This window comes from Arthrobacter sp. G119Y2, assembly GCF_038069765.1.
GTDB lineage: Bacteria > Actinomycetota > Actinomycetes > Actinomycetales > Micrococcaceae > Arthrobacter_B.
The window spans coordinates 107635-126131 of the sequence record NZ_JBBPFS010000005.1; the positions used below are offsets into that span (position 1 = coordinate 107635).

17 protein-coding genes, 1 tRNA gene and 1 other RNA gene are annotated in these 18497 nt (G+C 64.7%); 12 read left to right on the forward strand and 7 right to left on the reverse strand.

Annotation, left to right across the window (positions count from 1 at the left end; genetic code table 11):
* Window positions 1–110: 110 nt before the first annotated feature.
* The 4 genes from WKB88_RS12240 (at window position 111) to WKB88_RS12255 (ending at window position 2223) form a co-directional block, all read left to right on the forward strand.
* Window positions 111–530 (forward strand): DUF3052 domain-containing protein, encoded by a 420-nt coding sequence (locus tag WKB88_RS12240; RefSeq protein WP_341394833.1) that lies wholly within the window; start codon window positions 111–113, stop codon window positions 528–530.
* Complete coding sequence (locus tag WKB88_RS12245; RefSeq protein WP_341394834.1) at window positions 487–1020, forward strand: peroxiredoxin; 534 nt, start codon at window positions 487–489, stop codon at window positions 1018–1020. The genes WKB88_RS12240 and WKB88_RS12245 overlap by 44 nt, the downstream gene beginning before the upstream one ends.
* On the forward strand, window positions 1017–2066 hold the full coding sequence (locus WKB88_RS12250) for an NAD-dependent protein deacetylase (protein ID WP_341394835.1): 1050 nt from the start codon (window positions 1017–1019) through the stop codon (window positions 2064–2066). The genes WKB88_RS12245 and WKB88_RS12250 overlap by 4 nt, the downstream gene beginning before the upstream one ends.
* An 84-nt stretch (window positions 2067–2150) precedes the next feature.
* Window positions 2151–2223, forward strand: a tRNA-Val gene (locus WKB88_RS12255).
* 73 nt (window positions 2224–2296) lie between these two features.
* Here WKB88_RS12255 and WKB88_RS12260 read toward each other — a convergent pair.
* Complete coding sequence (locus WKB88_RS12260; protein WP_341394836.1) at window positions 2297–3691, reverse strand: NAD(P)/FAD-dependent oxidoreductase; 1395 nt, start codon at window positions 3689–3691, stop codon at window positions 2297–2299.
* A gap of 503 nt (window positions 3692–4194) precedes the next feature.
* Between WKB88_RS12260 and WKB88_RS12265 the strand changes: the two genes are divergently transcribed.
* Together WKB88_RS12265 and gndA are read left to right on the forward strand one after the other, a co-directional pair.
* Window positions 4195–5214 (forward strand): serine hydrolase, encoded by a 1020-nt coding sequence (locus tag WKB88_RS12265; protein ID WP_341394837.1) that lies wholly within the window; start codon window positions 4195–4197, stop codon window positions 5212–5214.
* 76 nt (window positions 5215–5290) lie between these two features.
* On the forward strand, window positions 5291–6727 hold the full coding sequence (gndA, locus tag WKB88_RS12270) for an NADP-dependent phosphogluconate dehydrogenase (protein WP_341394838.1): 1437 nt from the start codon (window positions 5291–5293) through the stop codon (window positions 6725–6727).
* 112 nt (window positions 6728–6839) lie between these two features.
* Here gndA and epsC read toward each other — a convergent pair whose 3' ends face one another.
* The 3 genes from epsC to msrA all read right to left on the reverse strand — a co-directional run bounded on the left by epsC (window position 6840) and on the right by msrA (window position 9046).
* Entirely contained in the window at window positions 6840–7424 is a 585-nt protein-coding gene (gene epsC, locus WKB88_RS12275) for a serine O-acetyltransferase EpsC (protein WP_341394839.1), read from the reverse strand.
* 53 nt (window positions 7425–7477) lie between these two features.
* Entirely contained in the window at window positions 7478–8413 is a 936-nt protein-coding gene (gene cysK / locus WKB88_RS12280; RefSeq protein WP_341394840.1) for a cysteine synthase A, read from the reverse strand.
* A gap of 108 nt (window positions 8414–8521) precedes the next feature.
* On the reverse strand, window positions 8522–9046 hold the full coding sequence (msrA, locus tag WKB88_RS12285) for a peptide-methionine (S)-S-oxide reductase MsrA (RefSeq protein ID WP_341394841.1): 525 nt from the start codon (window positions 9044–9046) through the stop codon (window positions 8522–8524).
* 208 nt (window positions 9047–9254) lie between these two features.
* Between msrA and WKB88_RS12290 the strand changes: the two genes are divergently transcribed.
* The 3 genes from WKB88_RS12290 to WKB88_RS12300 all read left to right on the forward strand — a co-directional run bounded on the left by WKB88_RS12290 (window position 9255) and on the right by WKB88_RS12300 (window position 12072).
* A complete protein-coding gene (locus WKB88_RS12290) occupies window positions 9255–10232 on the forward strand; it encodes a Nif3-like dinuclear metal center hexameric protein (protein ID WP_341394842.1) in 978 nt (325 codons plus the stop codon).
* 70 nt (window positions 10233–10302) lie between these two features.
* Complete coding sequence (locus tag WKB88_RS12295; RefSeq protein WP_341394843.1) at window positions 10303–11043, forward strand: zinc ribbon domain-containing protein; 741 nt, start codon at window positions 10303–10305, stop codon at window positions 11041–11043.
* Window positions 11044–11046: 3 nt separating this feature from the next.
* Window positions 11047–12072, forward strand: coding sequence for a reverse transcriptase-like protein (locus tag WKB88_RS12300; protein WP_341394844.1), 1026 nt, complete (start codon window positions 11047–11049; stop codon window positions 12070–12072).
* On the opposite strand, the gene WKB88_RS12305 is transcribed toward WKB88_RS12300, so the two are convergent.
* Entirely contained in the window at window positions 12069–12830 is a 762-nt protein-coding gene (locus tag WKB88_RS12305; RefSeq protein WP_341394845.1) for a YaaA family protein, read from the reverse strand. The two genes, WKB88_RS12300 and WKB88_RS12305, sit on opposite strands and share 4 nt — an antisense overlap.
* Before the next feature lie 89 nt (window positions 12831–12919).
* Between WKB88_RS12305 and rnpB the strand changes: the two genes are divergently transcribed.
* The 3 genes from rnpB (at window position 12920) to WKB88_RS12320 (ending at window position 16500) form a co-directional block, all read left to right on the forward strand.
* Window positions 12920–13327: RNase P RNA component class A (gene rnpB, locus WKB88_RS12310), an RNA gene on the forward strand.
* A gap of 220 nt (window positions 13328–13547) precedes the next feature.
* Entirely contained in the window at window positions 13548–14828 is a 1281-nt protein-coding gene (locus tag WKB88_RS12315; RefSeq protein WP_341394846.1) for an MFS transporter, read from the forward strand.
* A 205-nt stretch (window positions 14829–15033) separates the two neighbouring features.
* Complete coding sequence (locus WKB88_RS12320) at window positions 15034–16500, forward strand: glyceraldehyde-3-phosphate dehydrogenase (protein WP_341394847.1); 1467 nt, start codon at window positions 15034–15036, stop codon at window positions 16498–16500.
* A 107-nt stretch (window positions 16501–16607) separates the two neighbouring features.
* Here WKB88_RS12320 and WKB88_RS12325 read toward each other — a convergent pair whose 3' ends face one another.
* Together WKB88_RS12325 and WKB88_RS12330 are read right to left on the reverse strand one after the other, a co-directional pair.
* A complete protein-coding gene (locus tag WKB88_RS12325) occupies window positions 16608–17180 on the reverse strand; it encodes a peptide deformylase (protein WP_341394848.1) in 573 nt (190 codons plus the stop codon).
* A gap of 42 nt (window positions 17181–17222) precedes the next feature.
* Window positions 17223–18380, reverse strand: a complete 1158-nt coding sequence (locus tag WKB88_RS12330) for an acyl-CoA dehydrogenase family protein (RefSeq protein ID WP_341394849.1) — start codon at window positions 18378–18380, stop codon at window positions 17223–17225.
* Window positions 18381–18497: the final 117 nt, after the last annotated feature.

Sequence of the window (18497 nt, forward strand, 5' to 3'; positions counted from 1 at the left end):
GCAGAACCTTGTAGGTTCCGGACAAAAGGTGTTGGCTTGTGTCCTAGACACCACATCTCGCCCAAATATGTGATTCCCTTGTATTTATGCAGTCAACCAGGAGGAGTGAAGTGAGCGAGGCCGAAGCCGTCACGGATAAGAACGTGGCGGAAAGATTGGGTTTCAAAGACCAAGACCTGATTCAGGAATTCGGTTACGACGAGGACGTCGATTTTGACCTCCGCGACGGCCTCGAGGACTTGGTGGGGAGCGAGCTCCTGACGGAAGAGGACCACGAAGTTGTAGACGGCGTAATCCTCTGGTGGCGGGCCGACGACGGGGACTTGGTGGACGCGCTTGTTGACTCCATCACCACCCTCGACGACGGCGGCGTTGTTTGGGTATTGACCCCCAAATCAGGACGGGTAGGGTACGTCCCGCCTGCAGACATCGAAGAGGCCGCTCCGACAGCAGGCCTGCACGTCACGACATCAGCGGCAGTAAGCAGTGACTGGGCCGCAACACGCCTGGTCGCCCGCCGCAAAAAGTAGCACCGGTTTGCCTCAAAGTCCGGAACCGGGAGCTGTTTGGCAGCACCCGGCTCCGGACTTTGTGCTTCCCAATCAGTTCGGCGAGCCAGTTGCTCTGTCGTCCCTTCGGGGAACGCCCGTCGTCGTAGTGTTTTATCCCTTCGCCTTTTCCGGGGTGTGCACCGGCGAGCTGGATGAATTGCAGGGGGCCGCGGAGGAGATTGCCCTTACCGGTGCCCGGATTCTGGCCGTCTCCTGCGACTCCAAGTACGCTTTGCGTGCCTATGCGCAGCAGCGCGGCTACACCTTTGACCTCTTGGCTGACTTCTGGCCGCACGGCGCAGTGTCGGACGCCTACGGAGCATTTGATGCCGACCTTGGCCGCCCGGTCCGAGCCTCGTTTATCATCGATGGCAGAGGCCTGATTCGTGCGGAGATCCGGTCGGATCCGGGGTCTCCCCGCCCGCTGCAGGCCTATCTGGACGCGCTCAAGGAGATGCTTTCGGAATGACCCACGCACCACAGCCCTACTCCGGCCCAACTTCCGGATCGTCCGCGCCGGGATCGCCCGCCCCCAGCCAATCGGCCTCGGGATCGCCTTCCGCACAGCAGACGCGGCCCGGCCTGGGGCTCACCGGCTTTGTCCGGTCCCAGCCCGCACCGCCCTCCGCTCCGGCGCCGACGCCCGAAGAAGAGCGGCAGCTGCACAGTGCCGTCGATCTGCTCAGCGGCCGCCGGATGGCTGTCCTGACCGGTGCCGGAATGAGCACGGACTCCGGAATCCCCGATTACCGGGGACCTGAAGCGCCGCCGCGCAAACCCATGACCTACCAGGAATTCGTGGGCGACAGCGAACTCCGCCGCCGCTACTGGGCCCGAAACCACGTTGGCTGGCACCATCTGCGGCACGCCGTACCCAACGCCGGACACGCCGCCGTCGCCCGCTTGGAACGCCGCGGACTAACCACCGGCCTGATTACCCAAAACGTGGACCGGCTGCATGCCGACGCCGGCAGTGCCTTGGCCGTTGACCTGCACGGGCGCTTCGACCGGGTGCTGTGCCTGGACTGCGGCACCCGCTATTCGCGCCAAACCGTGTCCCGGCTGCTCGAAGAGCTGAATCCCGGGTTTCTGGAGCGCACCCGGCTCGACGGCGACATCGCCCCCGATGCGGATGCTGACGTTGCGGACACCGAGGACTTCGTCGTGGCGGACTGTCCGGTCTGCGGAGGCATGCTCAAGCCGGACTTTGTGTATTTCGGCGAGAACGTGCCCCGGGACAGGGTGGCGGCTGCGTTCGCCATGCTGAACGCAGCTGACGCACTGCTGGTCGCAGGTTCGTCGCTGACCGTGATGAGCGGGCTGCGCTTCGTGAAGCATGCCCACAAAACCGGCAAACCGGTGGTCATCATCAACCGTGGATGGACCCGCGGAGACGACCTCGCCGATCTGAAAATTGAGGCGGGGGTGGCCACCGCCCTGGAATTTCTGGCGTCCGAGCTGCCCGACCTGCCGGCTCAGCCCCGCAGGCAGGCAGGGCTTGGAAGCTCTGATTAGGTAATTTCCCAAAACGTCCGGTAAAGTAATTCCTCGTGATGCGGCGCTGATCAAGGAGAACTTGAAAGGCATAACGGTCACAAAGGGTCTTTAGCTCAGCTGGTAGAGCGCCACGTTTACACCGTGGATGTCATCGGTTCGATCCCGGTAGGACCCACCGCAATAAAGCGGTACAAAGAAACCCCGCCCTCCGGCTCCGGAAGGCGGGGTTTTCTGCTGTCTGTACCCGGTTAGCGAATAGCCTGGATTTCCCGCGGAAGCTCCGAAACGGAAGCCGGTCCTGCAGCCGGCGCGAGGTAGGCCTCCAAACTGTCATCCATCGCCCGGATCCAGGGCGTGTGGTGCGGCTGCGACATGGTGCCGGTGATGATCGATTGATGGACCCTGTCGCGGTAGCCCATGATGTCCTGCTTCTTTTCCTGCATCCAGATCTTGAACAGCTCGGAGACGGCGTCCAGATCGAAGTTGGGGTAGTCGGTCCGGTCGATGAGATCCCGGACGTAGGCGCTTTGGAAATCGGCCTCGTCATCATGCGATTCAAGGGCATCCTGGGCAGAGAGCCATGCGGCGATGTCCGCGGCGCGCACCTCGGCGGAAGGTACCTCAATCCGGCCAATCATCACGTCACGGGCATACCAGGCCTGCACGTCGAACATATTGAACGTGTAGTACTGGTCCTGCATGCCCAGATAGATCAGGTTGGGGTTCTCCTGCCACAGGACGCCCTTGTACAGGCTCCCGGGGTAGAGGACGTTGCGCGAGACCAGGGACAGCTCCGAGGGCAGGAAGGGGTACGTGTGGCGGTACCCGGTGCACAGCACGACGGCGTCGAAGTCCCGCGTGGTGCCGTCCAGGAAAGAAACGGTGCGGCCGTTGAACCCGGTCACCAGAGGACGTTCCTCGATGCCCTCGGGCCAGTCGTAGCCGAGTTCATGGCTGCGGTAGCTGATGGTGACCGAGCTGGCGCCCATCTTGTAGGCCTGCGAGCCGATGTCCTCCGCGGAATAGCTGCTGCCGATCATCAAGACGCTGCGCCCGGCGAAGCGCTCGGCCCCGCGGAAGTCGTGGGCGTGCAGGACCTCGCCCGGGAACGTATTGATCCCGGCAAACTCCGGCACAACGGGGCTGGCGAAGTGCCCGGTGGCTACCACCAGTTTGTCGAAGACATGCGTCTCAGTGTTCCCTGTTTCCAGGTCTTCGACCTGCACTGTGAACTCGGCGGCGGCCTCGTTCCAGGTGACCCAGCGGGCCACGGTATTGAAGCGGACATACTTGCGCACGTCACTCTTTTCCACCCGGCCCTTGATGTAGTCGAAGAGGACCTCGCGCGGAGGGTAGGAGGAAATGGGGCAGCCGAAGTGCTCGTCAAAGGTGTAGTCGGCGAACTCCAGGCATTCCTTGGGCCCGTTGGACCACAAATGCCGGTACATGCTGGAGTGCACCGGTTCTCCGGCCCCGTCCAGCCCGGTACGCCAGGTGTAGTTCCACTGCCCGCCCCAGTCTGCCTGTTTCTCAAAGCAGATGATGTCCGGAATGTCCGCTCCGAGCTTCCGTGCCGACTCAAAGGCCCGCAGCTGCGCCATGCCGCTGGGACCGGCTCCAATGATTCCTACCCGTTGTGTCATTTGTCTCCTTGGTTCGGGGCCCCGGTGCCGCGGTGGCGTTCCCGGTCCGGAGGAGGGGGAGCAGCGGTGCGCGGACGCGCAAACATCAGCAGCACCGATGGTCGGTACTGCTGTTCCTCGAAGCGGAAGTGCAGCGCCCGGAATCAGATCCGTCAGGAGAAAAGGGCGGCAAGTCGTTCCGGCTGGAACCGGCAAAAGCGGGGTTCCGGCACAGGTTGCGTACGGCCAGCCCGGGGCCCGTGGCGCCGGCCGGCCGTCCTGCTACCGAATCAGTTCTACCCGGGCAAGTCAAAAGCGGCAGGGCTGAAGGACCCCGAATCAGTGTTGCGCCGATGGAGCGGGTAGAGTTCTCCGGGCCCCAAATGGTGAAGTTGGCCACCGGTTGCTTGCGGCCGGCCGGGATATGAGCCGGATATCGGTGGGTCACACAGTTGGCGGACAGGCTCCGCTGCTATTCCTGAATAACGGCACGAAACCAGACAGGAACAGGGGGTGCAGGCTTTTTGCATACGGAAACGTCACGTACTTTTTTCCGCCGGCGTCCGGTCCTCCGGCGCACGCTGGCAGCTGCTGCTGCCCTGCTGCTTCCGCTTACCGCTGGCTGCGCCGGGGTATCGGCAACAGAACAGGTCAATGCCGCAGCTGAGTCACCCGCGAAGGCAGCGCCGTCCAGCGAGTTGCCGGAGCAGGAAGCAGACCAGCTCAATGATGCTCTGAACGAGTACGCGTCCGGAACCGGTGCCGAGTTCTCCGCGGCAGTCTACGAGACCGACACCGGCAGGTCCTGGTACTACAACCGCGGGGCGAGCTATCTGGAAGCCAGCTTGGTCAAGGTCCCCATCCTGTTGACGCTGCTGAGGCAGGCAACGGAGGAACAGCGGGAACTGACGCTGGAAGAGGAATACCTCTCCGTGATGATGATCGAATACAGCGACAATGACGCCACCACTGCTCTCTATGAGTCGGTCGGCGGTGCCGGGGAGCTGTCTCTGACATACGAGCTGCTTGGCATATCGCAGACGCCCGCTACCGAGATCTGGGGTGCGAACGAGACAGGGGTGGAGGACCAGCTCAAGGTTGCCCGGGCGCTGCTCGACGGCGTGGACTGGATCAACAGCGACCTGCACGATTACGCCGTCGAACTGATGGAAAACGTGGAGGAGAGCCAGAACTGGGGAATCAACGCCGGACTATTGGAAAGCGGCGCCGAAATTGCCGTGAAGAACGGGTGGCTGCAGGACGATGACCTGTCCTGGAACGTGGGAAGCGCCGGCTTCGTGCGCGCGGGCGGTTCCGAATACGCGGTTGTGGTGCTGACCTCCGGGACCGCCGCGATGGAGGAGGGAGTGTCAGTGGTTGAAGACGTGGCCGCTGTCATCAACTCTTTTGAAACTACGGGTACCACCGACACGGGAACCACCAATCCAGGCATGGGAACCACCAATCCAGGCACGGACCCCAGCGGCACAGCCACGGGCGACACGGACAGCACCGTGTGGCGGGCCGGCGGCCCGGAAGCATAGGCTGGAGGGTGAAGACGGCGGGTGAGCGCCGATCGCCGCGCCCCTGGCTGGGGCCCCGAAGAATCCTGGAGAAAACTTGAGCGCACAAATTGGCGTCACCGGTCTGGCAGTAATGGGAGCAAACCTGGCCCGGAACCTGGCCCGGAACGGGTACACCGTGGCCCTTCACAACCGGTCCATCGAGAAGACGGATGCACTGCTGGCCGCACATGGCGACGAGGGCGACTTCATCCGCACCGAATCCCTGCAGGAACTGGTCGATTCGCTGGAAAAGCCGCGCCGCGTCCTGATCATGGTCAAGGCCGGGGCACCGGTTGACTCTGTTATCGAGAAGCTGGTGCCGCTGCTGGAAGCAGGCGACATCGTCATCGACGCCGGCAACTCGCACTACGAGGACACCCGCCGCCGCGAGGCTGCGCTGGCCGAAAAGGACCTGCACTTTGTGGGCGTCGGCGTGTCCGGCGGCGAGGAAGGTGCCCTGCTGGGCCCGTCCATCATGCCCGGCGGCTCAAAGGAATCCTACGACTCCCTGGGTCCGATGCTGGAGAAGATTGCCGCCAAGTACGACGGCGATCCGTGCTGCACCTGGATCGGCACCGACGGCGCCGGCCACTTCGTCAAGATGGTGCACAACGGCATCGAATACGCCGACATGCAGGTCATCGGGGAAGCCTATGATCTGCTGCGCTCGGCTGCAGGCATCGAACCGGCCGAACAGGCCAAGATCTTCACCGAATGGAACACCGGCCAGCTGAGCTCGTTCCTGATCGAAATCACCGCCGAGGTCCTGGCCCACACCGACGCTCGCACCGGCAAGCCGTTTGTCGACGTCGTCGTGGATTCAGCGGGGCAGAAGGGGACCGGACGCTGGACCGTGGTCTCGGGCCTGGATCTGGGTTCGCCCGTATCCGCCATCGCCGAGTCGGTCTTTGCCCGTGCCCTGTCCTCGCAGCGCGGCCAGCGCGAAGAAGCCCAGGAAATCCTTGCCGGCGGCGAGTCCACCGTGGAACTGCCGGAAACCTTCGTGGAAGACGTCCGGCAGGCGCTGTACGCGTCCAAGCTCGTCAGCTACGCCCAGGGCATCGACATGCTCACGGCTGCCGCCAAGACCTACGGCTGGGACCTGAAGCTGGACGAGATTGCCTCGCTGTGGCGCGCCGGCTGCATCATCCGCGCCGAACTGCTGGACGACATCATGAAGGCCTACGCCGGCGATGCGGCTCCGGCGAACCTGCTGCTGGCACCGGCCTTCGCCGAGTCCATAGCTGCCGCTCTGCCGGCCTGGCGCCGCGTAGTGTCCGTTGCAGTCCAGCTGGGCATCCCCGTGCCCGTCTTCTCCTCTTCCCTGGCCTACTACGACGGACTGCGCCGCAAGCGCCTGCCCGCCGCACTGACTCAGGGCCTGCGCGACCTCTTCGGTGCCCACACGTACCACCGCGTTGACGATGAGGGCACGTTCCACACGCTCTGGGGTGCGGACCGCTCCGAAATTGCCGCTGTGGACACCCACTAAGCACGCAGCGGGCACTACTCCTGCACAGCGCTAAAAGGCCGCCGGCACCCTCGGGTGCCGGCGGCCTTTTCATGCCCGGAGGCGGAAGCCCAGCTCAGATATGGAATCCAGCTCAGATATAGATTGCCGGGTCGATGTATTCAGCCGGATCCACCGCGGGCTGCGTTTCCTTGACGTGGCGGTGGCGCCAGCGCGCGGGAATTCCGGTGATGATGGAATCGGCCGGCGCATCCTTGACCACAACGGCATTCGCACCGACCGCGCTGTTCTTGCCGATGGTCACCGGCCCCAGGATCTTTGCCCCGGCACCAACGGTCACGCCGTCGCAGATGGTGGGGTGCCGCTTGATCCGCGCCAGGGAACGCCCGCCGAGCGTTACCCCGTGGTAGAGCATGACGTCGTCGCCGATCTCGGCAGTTTCACCGATCACCACGCCCATGCCGTGGTCAATGAAGAAGCGCCGCCCGATGGTGGCCCCGGGGTGGATCTCGATGCCGGTGGCAAAGCGGGTCATCTGGGAGAGCACCCGGGCCGGGAAACGCAGTCCCGGCCGCGCCCACATCTTGTGCGTGAGCCGGTGCATCCAGATGGCATGAAGCCCCGAGTAGACCACGATGTTCTCAAGGGAACCGCGCGCGGCCGGGTCGTGGGAAGCGGCGGCGTCGAGGTCTTCGCGCAGGCGGGCAATCAGGCTCACAGAGGACTTTCTGCTCAGGTGGATCCGGTCAGGACCCGGGCGGGTTGCGGGTCTCAGCCCCGGATGTCGTCGTACAGCACGGTGGAGATGTAACGCTCTCCAAAGTCGCAGACGACGGCGACAATCAGCTTACCGGCGTTCTCCGGCCGCTTTGCCAGCTCCAGGGCGGCCCAGACGATGGCTCCGGAGGAAATGCCGCCAAGGATGCCTTCCTGCGTACCCAGTGCGCGGGCGGTGGTGATGGAATCCTCGATCGAGGCATCGATGACCTCGTCGTAGATGTCCGTGTCCAGCACCTCGGGGACGAAGTTGGCGCCCAGGCCCTGGATCTTGTGCGGTCCGGGGGAGCCGCCGTTGAGGATGGCCGAGTCCTTGGGCTCCACAGCCACGATCTGAACGCCCGGCTTGCGCTTCTTCAGGACCTGCCCGACGCCGGTGACGGTTCCGCCGGTGCCGACGCCGGCAACAAAGATGTCCACCTTGCCGTCGGTGTCTTCCCAGATTTCCTCTGCAGTGGTCTGGCGGTGCACCTCGGGGTTGGCGGCGTTGGCGAACTGCTGGGCCCAGATGGCGTTCTCCGTGGTCGCAACAATTTCCTTGGCCTTGTCCACGGCGCCGCGCATGCCTTCAGAACCGGGCGTCAGGACAATCTCGGCACCGTAGGCGCGGAGCATGACGCGGCGTTCGGTCGACATGGTCTCCGGCATGGTCAGGATGACCTTGTAGCCGCGGGCTGCGCCAACCATGGCGAGGGCGATTCCGGTGTTGCCGGAGGTGCCTTCCACGATGGTGCCGCCGGGCTTCAGGGCGCCGGCCTTTTCAGCGGCATCCACAATGGCCACGCCGATGCGGTCCTTCACGCTGTTGGCGGGGTTGTAGAACTCCAGCTTGACGGCAACCTCAGCGTCAAGGCCCTTCGTCAGCCGATTCAGCCGCACCAGCGGCGTGCCGCCGACCAGCTGCGTCACGTCGTCGTAAATCCGTGCCATGGTTTGTCCTCAATCCGTTGGAGTGTCTGGAAGTCTTGCGGCTCGAACGCCGGTGGAAAATACCTGCAGCAGTGCCCGCTCCAGCCTATCGCCCACCACGGGGGAGTGTCAGTTGTCAAGCCATTCGGCGTAATATTTCCGCGCCTTGGCCAGCTTGGGGTTGATGATCACCTGGCAGTACCCCTGCTCCGGGTGCTTGGCATAGAAATCCTGGTGTTCCGCTTCCGCTACGTGGAACTCAGGCAGCGGGGAGATTTCCGTCACGATCGGATTGTCCCAGTGCTCGCTGGCACGGTCCCGGGCCTTCTCGAATTCCTCCCGCTGGGTTTCGTCGGAGTAGAACATCGAGGACCGGTACTGGGTGCCGACGTCGTAGCCCTGACGGTTCAGAGTGGTCGGATCGTGCGAGATGAAGAACATGTCCAGGATCACTTCAGCCGGAATGATGTCTTCGTCAAACGTGACGGCAACAACCTCGGCGTGGCCCGTGGTTCCCGAGCAGACGCTGTAATAGTCCGGGCGGGCGGTGTGCCCTCCGGTGTAGCCGGACACCACTTCGGTGACACCGCGGGTTTTCTGATAGAGGGCATCGAGGCACCAGAAGCAGCCTCCGCCAAGTACATAGGTCTTCATACCCTCTATCAATGCATGCGCGCCCGGAAGAATTCCCGGCCCGTCAATGCATGACCGGCCGGTCCGGCAGGCGGCGGAGCAGCCGGCAGCAGCCGGGCAGCAGCGGGGCAGCAGCGGGGGAGCAGCGGGGGAGCGGCGGGGAAGGGAAGGCCGGGCGTACGGCGCGGCCGAATTGAGCAGGGATAGCCGAGCGGGTACAACTGAAACTATGGAAACAGACAAGCCCGCCGAAGGCAGCGAACCGGCGGCACCGGGAACGGACCCGGCAGTAACGGCCACGGCAGCACCGGACACCGCACCGGCGTCGGAGACTCCGGGGGAACCCGGAGCAGCAGCGCTCCACGCCGTTCCGACACTGGGCGACGTCCTGCTGGCGGCCGAAGAACTCTGGCCCGAATCCCTGGCCGAGGGCTGGGACGCCGTCGGTCTGGTGGCAGGACGGCCTTCCCGCCCCGTGCAGCGCATTCTGTTTGCGGTGGATCCCACCACCGAGGTGATCGATGAGGCCCTCGAGTGGGGCGCGGACCTGCTGCTGACCCATCACCCTCTCTTCCTGAAGCCGGTTCACTCGGTGGCAGGGACGGGCTTCAAGGGCGACGCCGTCCACCGCCTGATCGAAGGCGGCTGCGCCCTGCTGACCGTGCACACCAACGGTGACAGCGCCGTCGGCGGAGTGTCCGACGTACTGGCGGACGCCTTCGGCCTCGGAAACGTCGAACCCCTGGTTCCGGCCGAGGACGGCCTGCCCGAGGAGGGCATTGGCCGCGTGGGCGACCTGAGCGACGCCACCACCCTCGCGGACTTCGCCAAACTGGTCTTCAGCATCATGCCCGCCGTTGCCGGCGGTGTCCGCGTGGCCGGCGATCCGCACGGCCTCGTCCGCCGGGTTGCTGTCTGCGGCGGCGCCGGTGACAGCCTTTTCGACGCCGTTCGGCGGCACCAGGCTGACGTTTACGTCACAGCCGACCTTCGACACCACCCGGCATCGGAGGCCCGTGAAGCCGCCGTGAACGGACGGCCCTACCTCATTGACGTTTCCCATTTCGGCAGTGAATGGCTGTGGCTGACCCCCGCAGCCAATGCCCTGGAGAATGTCCTCAACGATCAGGGCTTCGCCGCCGAGATCCGGATCAGCGGCACCAACACCGATCCCTGGGACTTTGTGCTGACCCCCGGGCTGAACTGACCTGCGCCCTTGGCATAGGCTAGGGGGAAGAACCGGCCAGGTTGGTCCGGTCATAGGTGGAGGTTTTTCGGTGGCAAAAGCATCGTCGGCGGAGCAGCTGCGGCTGCTCGATTTGCAGGCTCTGGACAGTAACATTCGCAAACTCCGGAATCGGGCTCGCAGCGTCAGCGACAACTCGGCCATTGCGGACCTCGGGCTGCAGCGGGCTGCGGCACAGAGCAAGCTTGTGGCCGCATCCACCGAGGCAGCGGATGTCACCCGTGAACTCACCCGTGCCGAAGCCGACGTCGCCTCCGTGGTGGCCCGGATCGACCGCAACCAGAACCACTTGGACAGCGGCAAGGGCAGCTCCAAGGAGCTCACCGCGCTGCAGAGCGAAATGGAGTCGCTGAAGCGCCGGCGTTCCGATCTGGAAGACGTGGAGCTGGAAGTCATGGAACGCCTGGAGGCGGCGAAGGCCGCCGAGGAACAGTTCCGGCAGGCGGCCCGGGCCCTGGACGCCGAGGTTGCCGTACTGGAGGAAGCCCGCGACGCCGAGCTGGCGGAAATCGAAGCCGAGCGTGTTGCCGCCGTCGCCGAACGTGCTGAACTGGCTGACACCTTTGACCCCGCACTGCTGGCGGTCTACGAGAAGACCCTGGCCAAGAACGGCATCGGCGCTGCCCGGCTGTTCAACGGAACCTCCGAAGGTTCAGGCATGCAGCTGAGCCCCGGAGACCTCGCCGACATCCGCCGCGCCGCCGAGGACGACATTGTGTTCTGCCCGGACTCCGGCTGCATCCTGGTGCGTTCCGCCGAGTGGGGCAGCTGATCCGTGACCCTGTTTGACCCGTCCGACGCTGCTGTTGACGCGCCTGAAGACACCGGTTCGGCCGGCCCGGGCGCCGGAAAGCCGCGGCGAACCCTGATTGTGGAGGCCGACGGCGGCTCCCGCGGCAACCCGGGACATGCCGGCTACGGCGCACTGGTGCGGGATCCGGACACCGGAGCCATCCTGGCCGAAAAGGCCGAGTACATCGGAAAGGCCTCGAACAACGTGGCCGAGTACTCCGGCCTGCTGGCCGCGCTGGAAATGGCCCACCAGATCGATCCCGACTGCTGGATCCTCGCCAAGATGGACTCCAAGCTCGTTGTGGAGCAGATGAGCGGGCGCTGGAAGATCAAGCATGAGGACATGCAGCGCCTGGCTGCCAAGGCACGCGGGATCGTCAACCCGCGCCGGGTGAAGTACCAGTGGATCCCGCGCGAACTGAACAAGGACGCCGACCGGCTCTCCAATGAGGCCATGGACGCCGGCATGGCGGGAGTCCCCTGGGTCCACAAGGGCGGGCTGGCGCTGGACGGCGGGGCGGCCTTCGCCGGCGCTCCGAACGGATCCGCCGGTGCCGCAGTTGCTGAGACAACAGCACAAGAAGCAGCCGGGGAAGCTCCGGTGCCAACCGGCCGGCTTCACCACACCGAAATCTGGGTCCGGGACTTTCCCGCAGCCGAAGCGTCGCTGGGCTGGCTGCTGGAACGGCTGGGCTACCGGCGGACCGACGCCTGGGACAGCGGAGCGAAGTGGCAGGGCGCTGACAGCTACGTCGTCGTGGAAGCCGGACCTGACGTGCTGGAGGCCGCGCATGAGCGCAGGCGTCCCGGCGTCAATCACCTCGCGTTCCGGGCCGGGGCCCCGGCCGAGGTGGACCTGCTGGTCCGCCGGGCAGCCAGCCACGGTTGGACGCTGCTCTTTGCCGACCAGCATCCGCACGCGGGCGGGCAGAACCACTACGCCGCCTATCTGGAAAACGCCGAAGGTTTCGAAGTGGAGCTGGTGGCGGACCAGGACCCAAACAGCTAGGGCAGGATGATGTTCAGCTGATACGGCTTGCGGGCCGTCGCCGGCACCAGTTCCGCCTCCCACTTTTCCCGGGCTGCAGCCAGCAGCTCTTCGGGGGTGGCGGGATCGCTGCCGCTGCGGGTGAGCAGATGCCGTGCGAGCTCGCCGCGGGTGTGTTTGGCGAAGTGTGACACCACGGTGCGTTTGCCGTTGCGGACCTGGAAAACGTTGACCGCCGCGGCTTTGGCCGGTTCCGGCGCCCAGGCTGCCGCATAGGTACTGGACCGGCAGTCCACCACCAGATGTCCGGCGGCATAGTCGCCCAGGGCTTCGCCCAAGTGCTTCTTCCAGAAAGATGCCAGTTTGCCGGTCTCCGGCAGTTTCACGGCCATGGAAAGCCGGTACGCCGGAATCGGGTCGCTGAAGCCGAGGGCGCCCCACAGCCCGGAGATGACGACGACGGCGGCGTCGGCCCTGCGCTGCTGGTCCGGTGTCAGGTCCGCGTACCCCAGGGCGTCGTACAGAACACCGGTGTAGATGCTGTGGGCCGGCGCGCACGGCTCCGCGTGAAGCACAGTGTTTCGCCGGACTTCCGCCGCCAGCGAGGGGCCGACCCCCAGGACGCCGTGGGCGTCGTCGGCGCTGCTGGCATCGGCCAGGGCGGCGAGCACCTGCTTTCGGGCATCCGTAAGCCCGGGGAAATGCAGCTTGTCGGGATCAAAGGCGGAACCGGTGATCGCCGGCGTTTTTCCTTCGGAGGGCGGTAGCAGAATCAGCACCGATTAATCCTACGCGAGGACGGGGCAGCCGCCGGCCGGAGTCCGCGGAACCGGGGGACCGGTGCGGAGGCGGTAGCATTGAGGCTGGACGGGTTGGCCAGGCGATCGCGTCGGTTCCTTTTTTCGAAAAGATTCCGCCGAGGAAAGTCCGGGCTCCGCAGAGCAGGGTGGTGGGTAACGCCCACTCGGGGAAACCCGCAGGCCAGTGCCACAGAAAAGAAACCGCCGTCGGCAGTGTTCCTTTTGCGGGAACACTGTCTTTCGGTAAGGGTGAAAAGGTGGTGTAAGAGACCACCAGCGTTCCGGGTGACCGGAACGGCTAGGTAAACCCCACCCGGAGCAAGGCCATACAGAACACGTTTGAGGGCTGCTCGCCCGATGTGTTCGGGTAGGCCGCTTGAGGGCGCCGGCAACGGCGTTCCTAGATGGATGATTGCCGCCTCCGGTCCGGTAACGGTCCGGGGACACAAAACCCGGCTTATCGGCCAGCCCGTCCCTAAACTTGCGCTAAGCGCGCCCTACACAACGAGCCATATACCAGCAGTCTGTGTACAGGCACGCTGTTCACCGACACGCGGTACCTGCAAAGCGCCGATATTGCCCGCAGATTCCTTCAGGGCAACAGTGCCGTCCCGTTGGGACCGGTTTTTCCACAGGATTAGCGAAAGACTGTCGCAATTAACGGATCGCAGCAGGCGCCCGGACTAGTCTGTGCTCATGTCCAGACCGACAAAACGCAGACCGCTGGTGGTCCGCAACGCGAATTTCCGTGCCTTGTGGGTTTCATCAACCGCGGGAATTTTCGGCACATCGGTGGCAGCAGTGGCCCTTCCCCTGATAGCGGCCGTGGAGCTCGACGCATCCGACTTTGCCGTGGCAGCCCTCTCCGGCATGGGTTTCCTCCCGTGGCTGCTGTTTGGACTGCCGATCGGCGCCCTGGTGGACCGCTACCGGCGCAAACCGGTAGTGCTGGCCGCACTGGTGCTGAGGATCATTGTTCTCCTGTCCCTGCCGGTGGCGTTCTGGATGGACCGCCTGTCCGTAACCCAGTTGTTTGTGGTTTCCTTCCTCTCAGGACTGGCTGCCGTCTTCTCCATGCTGGCGGAGTCGGCCCTGCTCCCGCGGGCCGTACCGCGGGAAGAACTCATTGAAGGCAACGGGCTGATGACCGGTTCCGCGGCCTCGGCCGATGCCGTCGGGCGCAGCTTGGGCGGCTGGCTGACGGGAGCCTGGGGAGCCTCTAATTCGCTCCTGCTGCAGGTTGCGGCCTCCGGTGCGTCACTGGTATCCGTGGCAACGCTGAAGGTTTCCGAACCGGCGACCGCACCGAACTCCCGAAACCGGATTTTCCGCGACATGGGCGACGGGCTGCGCTACAGCTTCAGCACCGCACCACTGCGGACCATCCTTCTGGCCGGTGCGCTGTGGAACCTGGGGGGCGCCATCGTCGTATCACTGATGGTGATCCTCGTGGTTCGCACACTGGGGGAGTCCGGAGCGGTGCTGGGGTTCCTGACGGCCTCCACCGCCCTGGGCGGCACCCTCGGCGGGCTCACGGTCAAACGGGCCACTCACCGCTGGGGATCGGGAACCGTCTGGCGTTTCTCCATGGTCCCCGCAGTGCTGGGCTATTCGTCGCTGCTGCTGATGACCCCCGGCTGGGGTCTGCTTCCGGGCTTTGCCGGCCTGTTCCTGGCCGGATTCGCCATCGCGATGAACGTGGTGGTCGCCACGAGCTTCCGCCAGCGGGTGTGCCCGCCGCAGATGCTGGGCCGGCTTGGGTCGGCTTCGCGGATGGTGACGTGGGGAATGCTCGCCGTTGCCGGCGTCATCGGCGGAGCGCTCGTGGGCCCGCTGGGTGTCCGGGGAGCCATCGCCGCCGGTCTCGCAGTCGCCGTCCTGGCTCCGCTGGTAGCCGCCTTCGGTCCGCTCCGCAGCATCAGGCACCTGGAGGAGCTGGAGCCCGTCCCGCTGGAAACCGCCGCCGAGAGCCGCTAGCAGTGTGACAAACATCTCCTGCAACATGCGAATGGGTCACCTGTGTCCTAATACACTTGGAGGGACCGTGGCGCGGGATATCCGCAGCCACGGGACACACGTCGCACGCCGCGGCCCTGCAGCGACCAGCAGCAGCACCCCGGGGCGCAGCGGCCTGACCAACCGGCACAGAGCAGTGCCGGCTGAGATAAGGATGTGAAGATCTTTGAGCCAGTTCTCCGATACGTGCCTTGATACGTGGATGGACCGTGAGGCCATTGCCGAGGCAATGATTCCGCTGATCGGGCGGCTGTACCGGGAAAACAGCGTGGTCACTTCGGTCTACGGCCGGCCGCTGGTCAACCGGTCCGTCATCGATATCCTCAAGGCGCACCGCTTCGCGCGGCAGATTGACGAAGTGGAGCTGCCCGTCTCCGACACCTTCCCGCTGCTGCAGGCACTGGCGGAGCTCGAACTCGGTGCGGCGTCCATTGACCTGGCCCGCCTGAGCCTGAAGTACAAGTCCGAGGGCAACGGAACCGACCTCGTCGAATTCCTCCGCACGGAGCTGGCCGGGGTGGCCGGGAAGCACGGCGCCGACGACCGCACCAGCACCGACGTCGTCCTCTACGGCTTCGGCCGGATCGGAAGGCTGCTCGCCCGCATCCTCATTGACCACGCCGGCGGCGGACAGGGACTCCGCCTGCGCGCCATTGTGGTGCGCCGGGGCTCCGACAACGACCTGGTCAAGCGCGCGTCGCTGCTGCGCCGCGACTCCGTGCACGGTGCGTTCGACGGAACCATCACCGTGGACGAGGAAAACAACACCATCCTCGCCAACGGCACCCTGATCCAGGTCATTTACTCCAACGATCCCGCCAGCGTGGACTACACGGCCTACGGCATCAACAACGCCGTCGTCGTGGACAACACCGGCCGCTGGCGCGACGAAGAAGGACTGTCCCAGCACCTGGCCGCAAAGGGTGTAGCCCGCGTGCTGCTCACGGCTCCGGGCAAGGGCAACCTGAAGAACATCGTGCACGGGATCAACCACGAAGCCATCAGCGACGACGACAAAATCGTCACCGCGGCTTCCTGCACCACCAACGCCATCACCCCGGTGCTGAAAGTCCTCAACGACAAGTACGGGATTATCCACGGGCATGTGGAGACGGTGCACTCGTTCACGAATGACCAGAACCTCATTGACAACTTCCACAAGGGTGACCGCCGCGGCCGTTCCGCCGCACTGAACATGGTCATCACCGAAACCGGTGCCGCCAAGGCCGTGGCCAAGGCGCTTCCGGAACTGGCGGGCAAGCTCAGCGGCAACGCCATCCGCGTGCCCACCCCCGACGTGTCGATGGCGATCCTGAACCTGAACTTCGAGACGTCCACCACCAAGGAAGAAATCAACGCCTTCCTGCGGGAAACGTCGCTGAACTCTGACCTGCACAAGCAGATCGACTACATCGATTCGCCCGAGGTTGTCTCCACCGACTTCGTTGGTTCCAAGCGCGCAGGCATCGTGGACGGCCTGGCCACGATCTCCAACGGCAAGAACGCCGTTCTCTATGTTTGGTACGACAACGAGTTCGGCTACAGCTGCCAGGTCATCCGTGTGCTGGAGGAAATGGCGCATGTGAACCCGCCGGCCTTCCCGCGGGTTGAGGAACTGGCGGCCTCGCTCTAAGCGGGGGCTGTTACGGCAGAAGGTGCGCTTCCCGGTGGGGGAGCGCACCTTCTGCCGTTGCGGCCTCTTACCGGCTGTGAGGTGCCGGTGCTTGCCTGAGCTGCTGTCTAGTGGCCGAACGGATCGGGGTCCACGCCCGGCATCCAGGTCAGTCCCGGAACGTTCCAGCCGTTGGCTTTGATCGCCTTGCGGGCCTTGCGGCTCCACCGGTCGTTGAGCTTGTCCACGTAGAGCTTGCCGTCCAGGTGGTCGTACTCGTGCTGCAGGACGCGGGCGAACCAGCCGGTGGCCTCGAATTCCAGCGGCTTCCCGAACTCGTCAAAACCGGAAATCTTGACCCACTCGGCCCGGTTGACGGGGAAGTTCTCCCCGGGCACCGAGAGGCAGCCTTCAGCGTCTTCTTCCGGATCCGGGGCGGAACCGGGCACCTTGGAAGTGATGAGGACGGGATTGACGACGACGCCGCGGTCCGGTGCGTCGTCGTCGTTCTGGTACGCAAAGGTGAACAGCCGCAGTCCCACGCCAACCTGCGTGGCTGCCAGCCCCACGCCGTTCGCCACATCCATGGTTTCGTACATGTCGGCCACGAGAGTGCGCAGTTCGTCGTCGAACTTTTCCACCGGAAGGGCCCGGCGGTGCAGTACGGGTTCACCGTGGATGACTATGGGACGGACGGTCATTGCTGGTCTTTCTCTAGGACGGATGGAGTTGGGCGCAGTCAGCTAGGCGGTGATCTGCCGGCCGATGACTTCGCGCATAATTTCGGAGGTACCGCCGAAAATGGTCAACAGCCGGGCGGCGAGAAACGCCTGGGCCACCGGGTACTCCAGGATGTAGCCGTAACCGCCGTGCAGCTGCAGGCAGCGGTCGGTGATGGACTTGACGCGTTCGCTGGCCCACAGCTTGGCCTTGGCAGCGGAAACGGCGTCCAGCTTGCCCTCGTTGAACGCCAGAATGGCCGAGTCCACGTAAGCCTCGGTCACCTCGACCTCGGTGAGGATGTCGGCCAGGACAAACCTGCTGTTCTGGAAGTCGGCAATGCGTTCACCGAAGGCGTTGCGTTCCTTGGTGTACTGCACTGTGGCTTCGTAGATCTGCCGGGCGACGGCGGAGGAGGCGACGGCGATGGCCAGGCGGCCCTGCGGGAGCTGGCCTGCGGCGTACTCCAGGCCCCGGCCCATTTCGCCCACCAGGTTGCCCTCGGGGACGTGGACGTTGTCGAAAAAGAGCTCGGCGGTGTCGGAGGCCTTCAGGCCCATCTTGTCCAGTTGGCCGCCGGTGGAGTACCCCTCGGTCTTTTCCACCATGAACATGCTGAAAGAGTCCCTGCCGCCGCGGCCGGAGCTTCCGTCCGTGCGGGCCAGGACCAGCGAAGCGTCGCCGCTGATGCCGTTGCCGATAAAAGTCTTCTGGCCGCTCAGGCGCCACCCGCCGTCGTCGTCGCGCACTGCCTTGGTGCGGATGCCGCGCAGGTCGCTGCCGGCGCCCGGTTCGGTCCAGGCCACGGAGGTGACTTTGTCGCCGCTGACCATGTCCGGCAGGAAACGCTGCTTCAGGTCATCGGAGCCGTAGGCCAGCAGGTGGGGGAGGACCATGTCATCGTGCAGGTGGAAGGCCAGGCCGACGGCGAGATGGTTGGCCTTGGCGAATTCCTCGTCCAGGACGGCGCGGAAACGGTAATCGGGCATGCCCGCACCGCCGAATTCCTCCGGAATCGCAAGGCCCAGCAGGCCCTGTTCGCCGGCGGCCTTCCACAGCTGCCGGGGCATCATGTGCTCGGCGTCCCACTGCGGATACCCGGGAGCAACCTCGCGGGAGTTGAACTCCCGGGCGAGGTCGCGGAAAAGCTCATGGTCTTCTTCGAACAGTCTGCGCTCCACGGCGGCGTCTCCTCATTTGCTGGCCACACAACGTTTAGTGGCTGTGGTGTCTCAGTGGCTGTGTTTGCGCTGCGGGTGTCCACACAAGCCTGAACAGCACCGGTTACAAGTCAAACA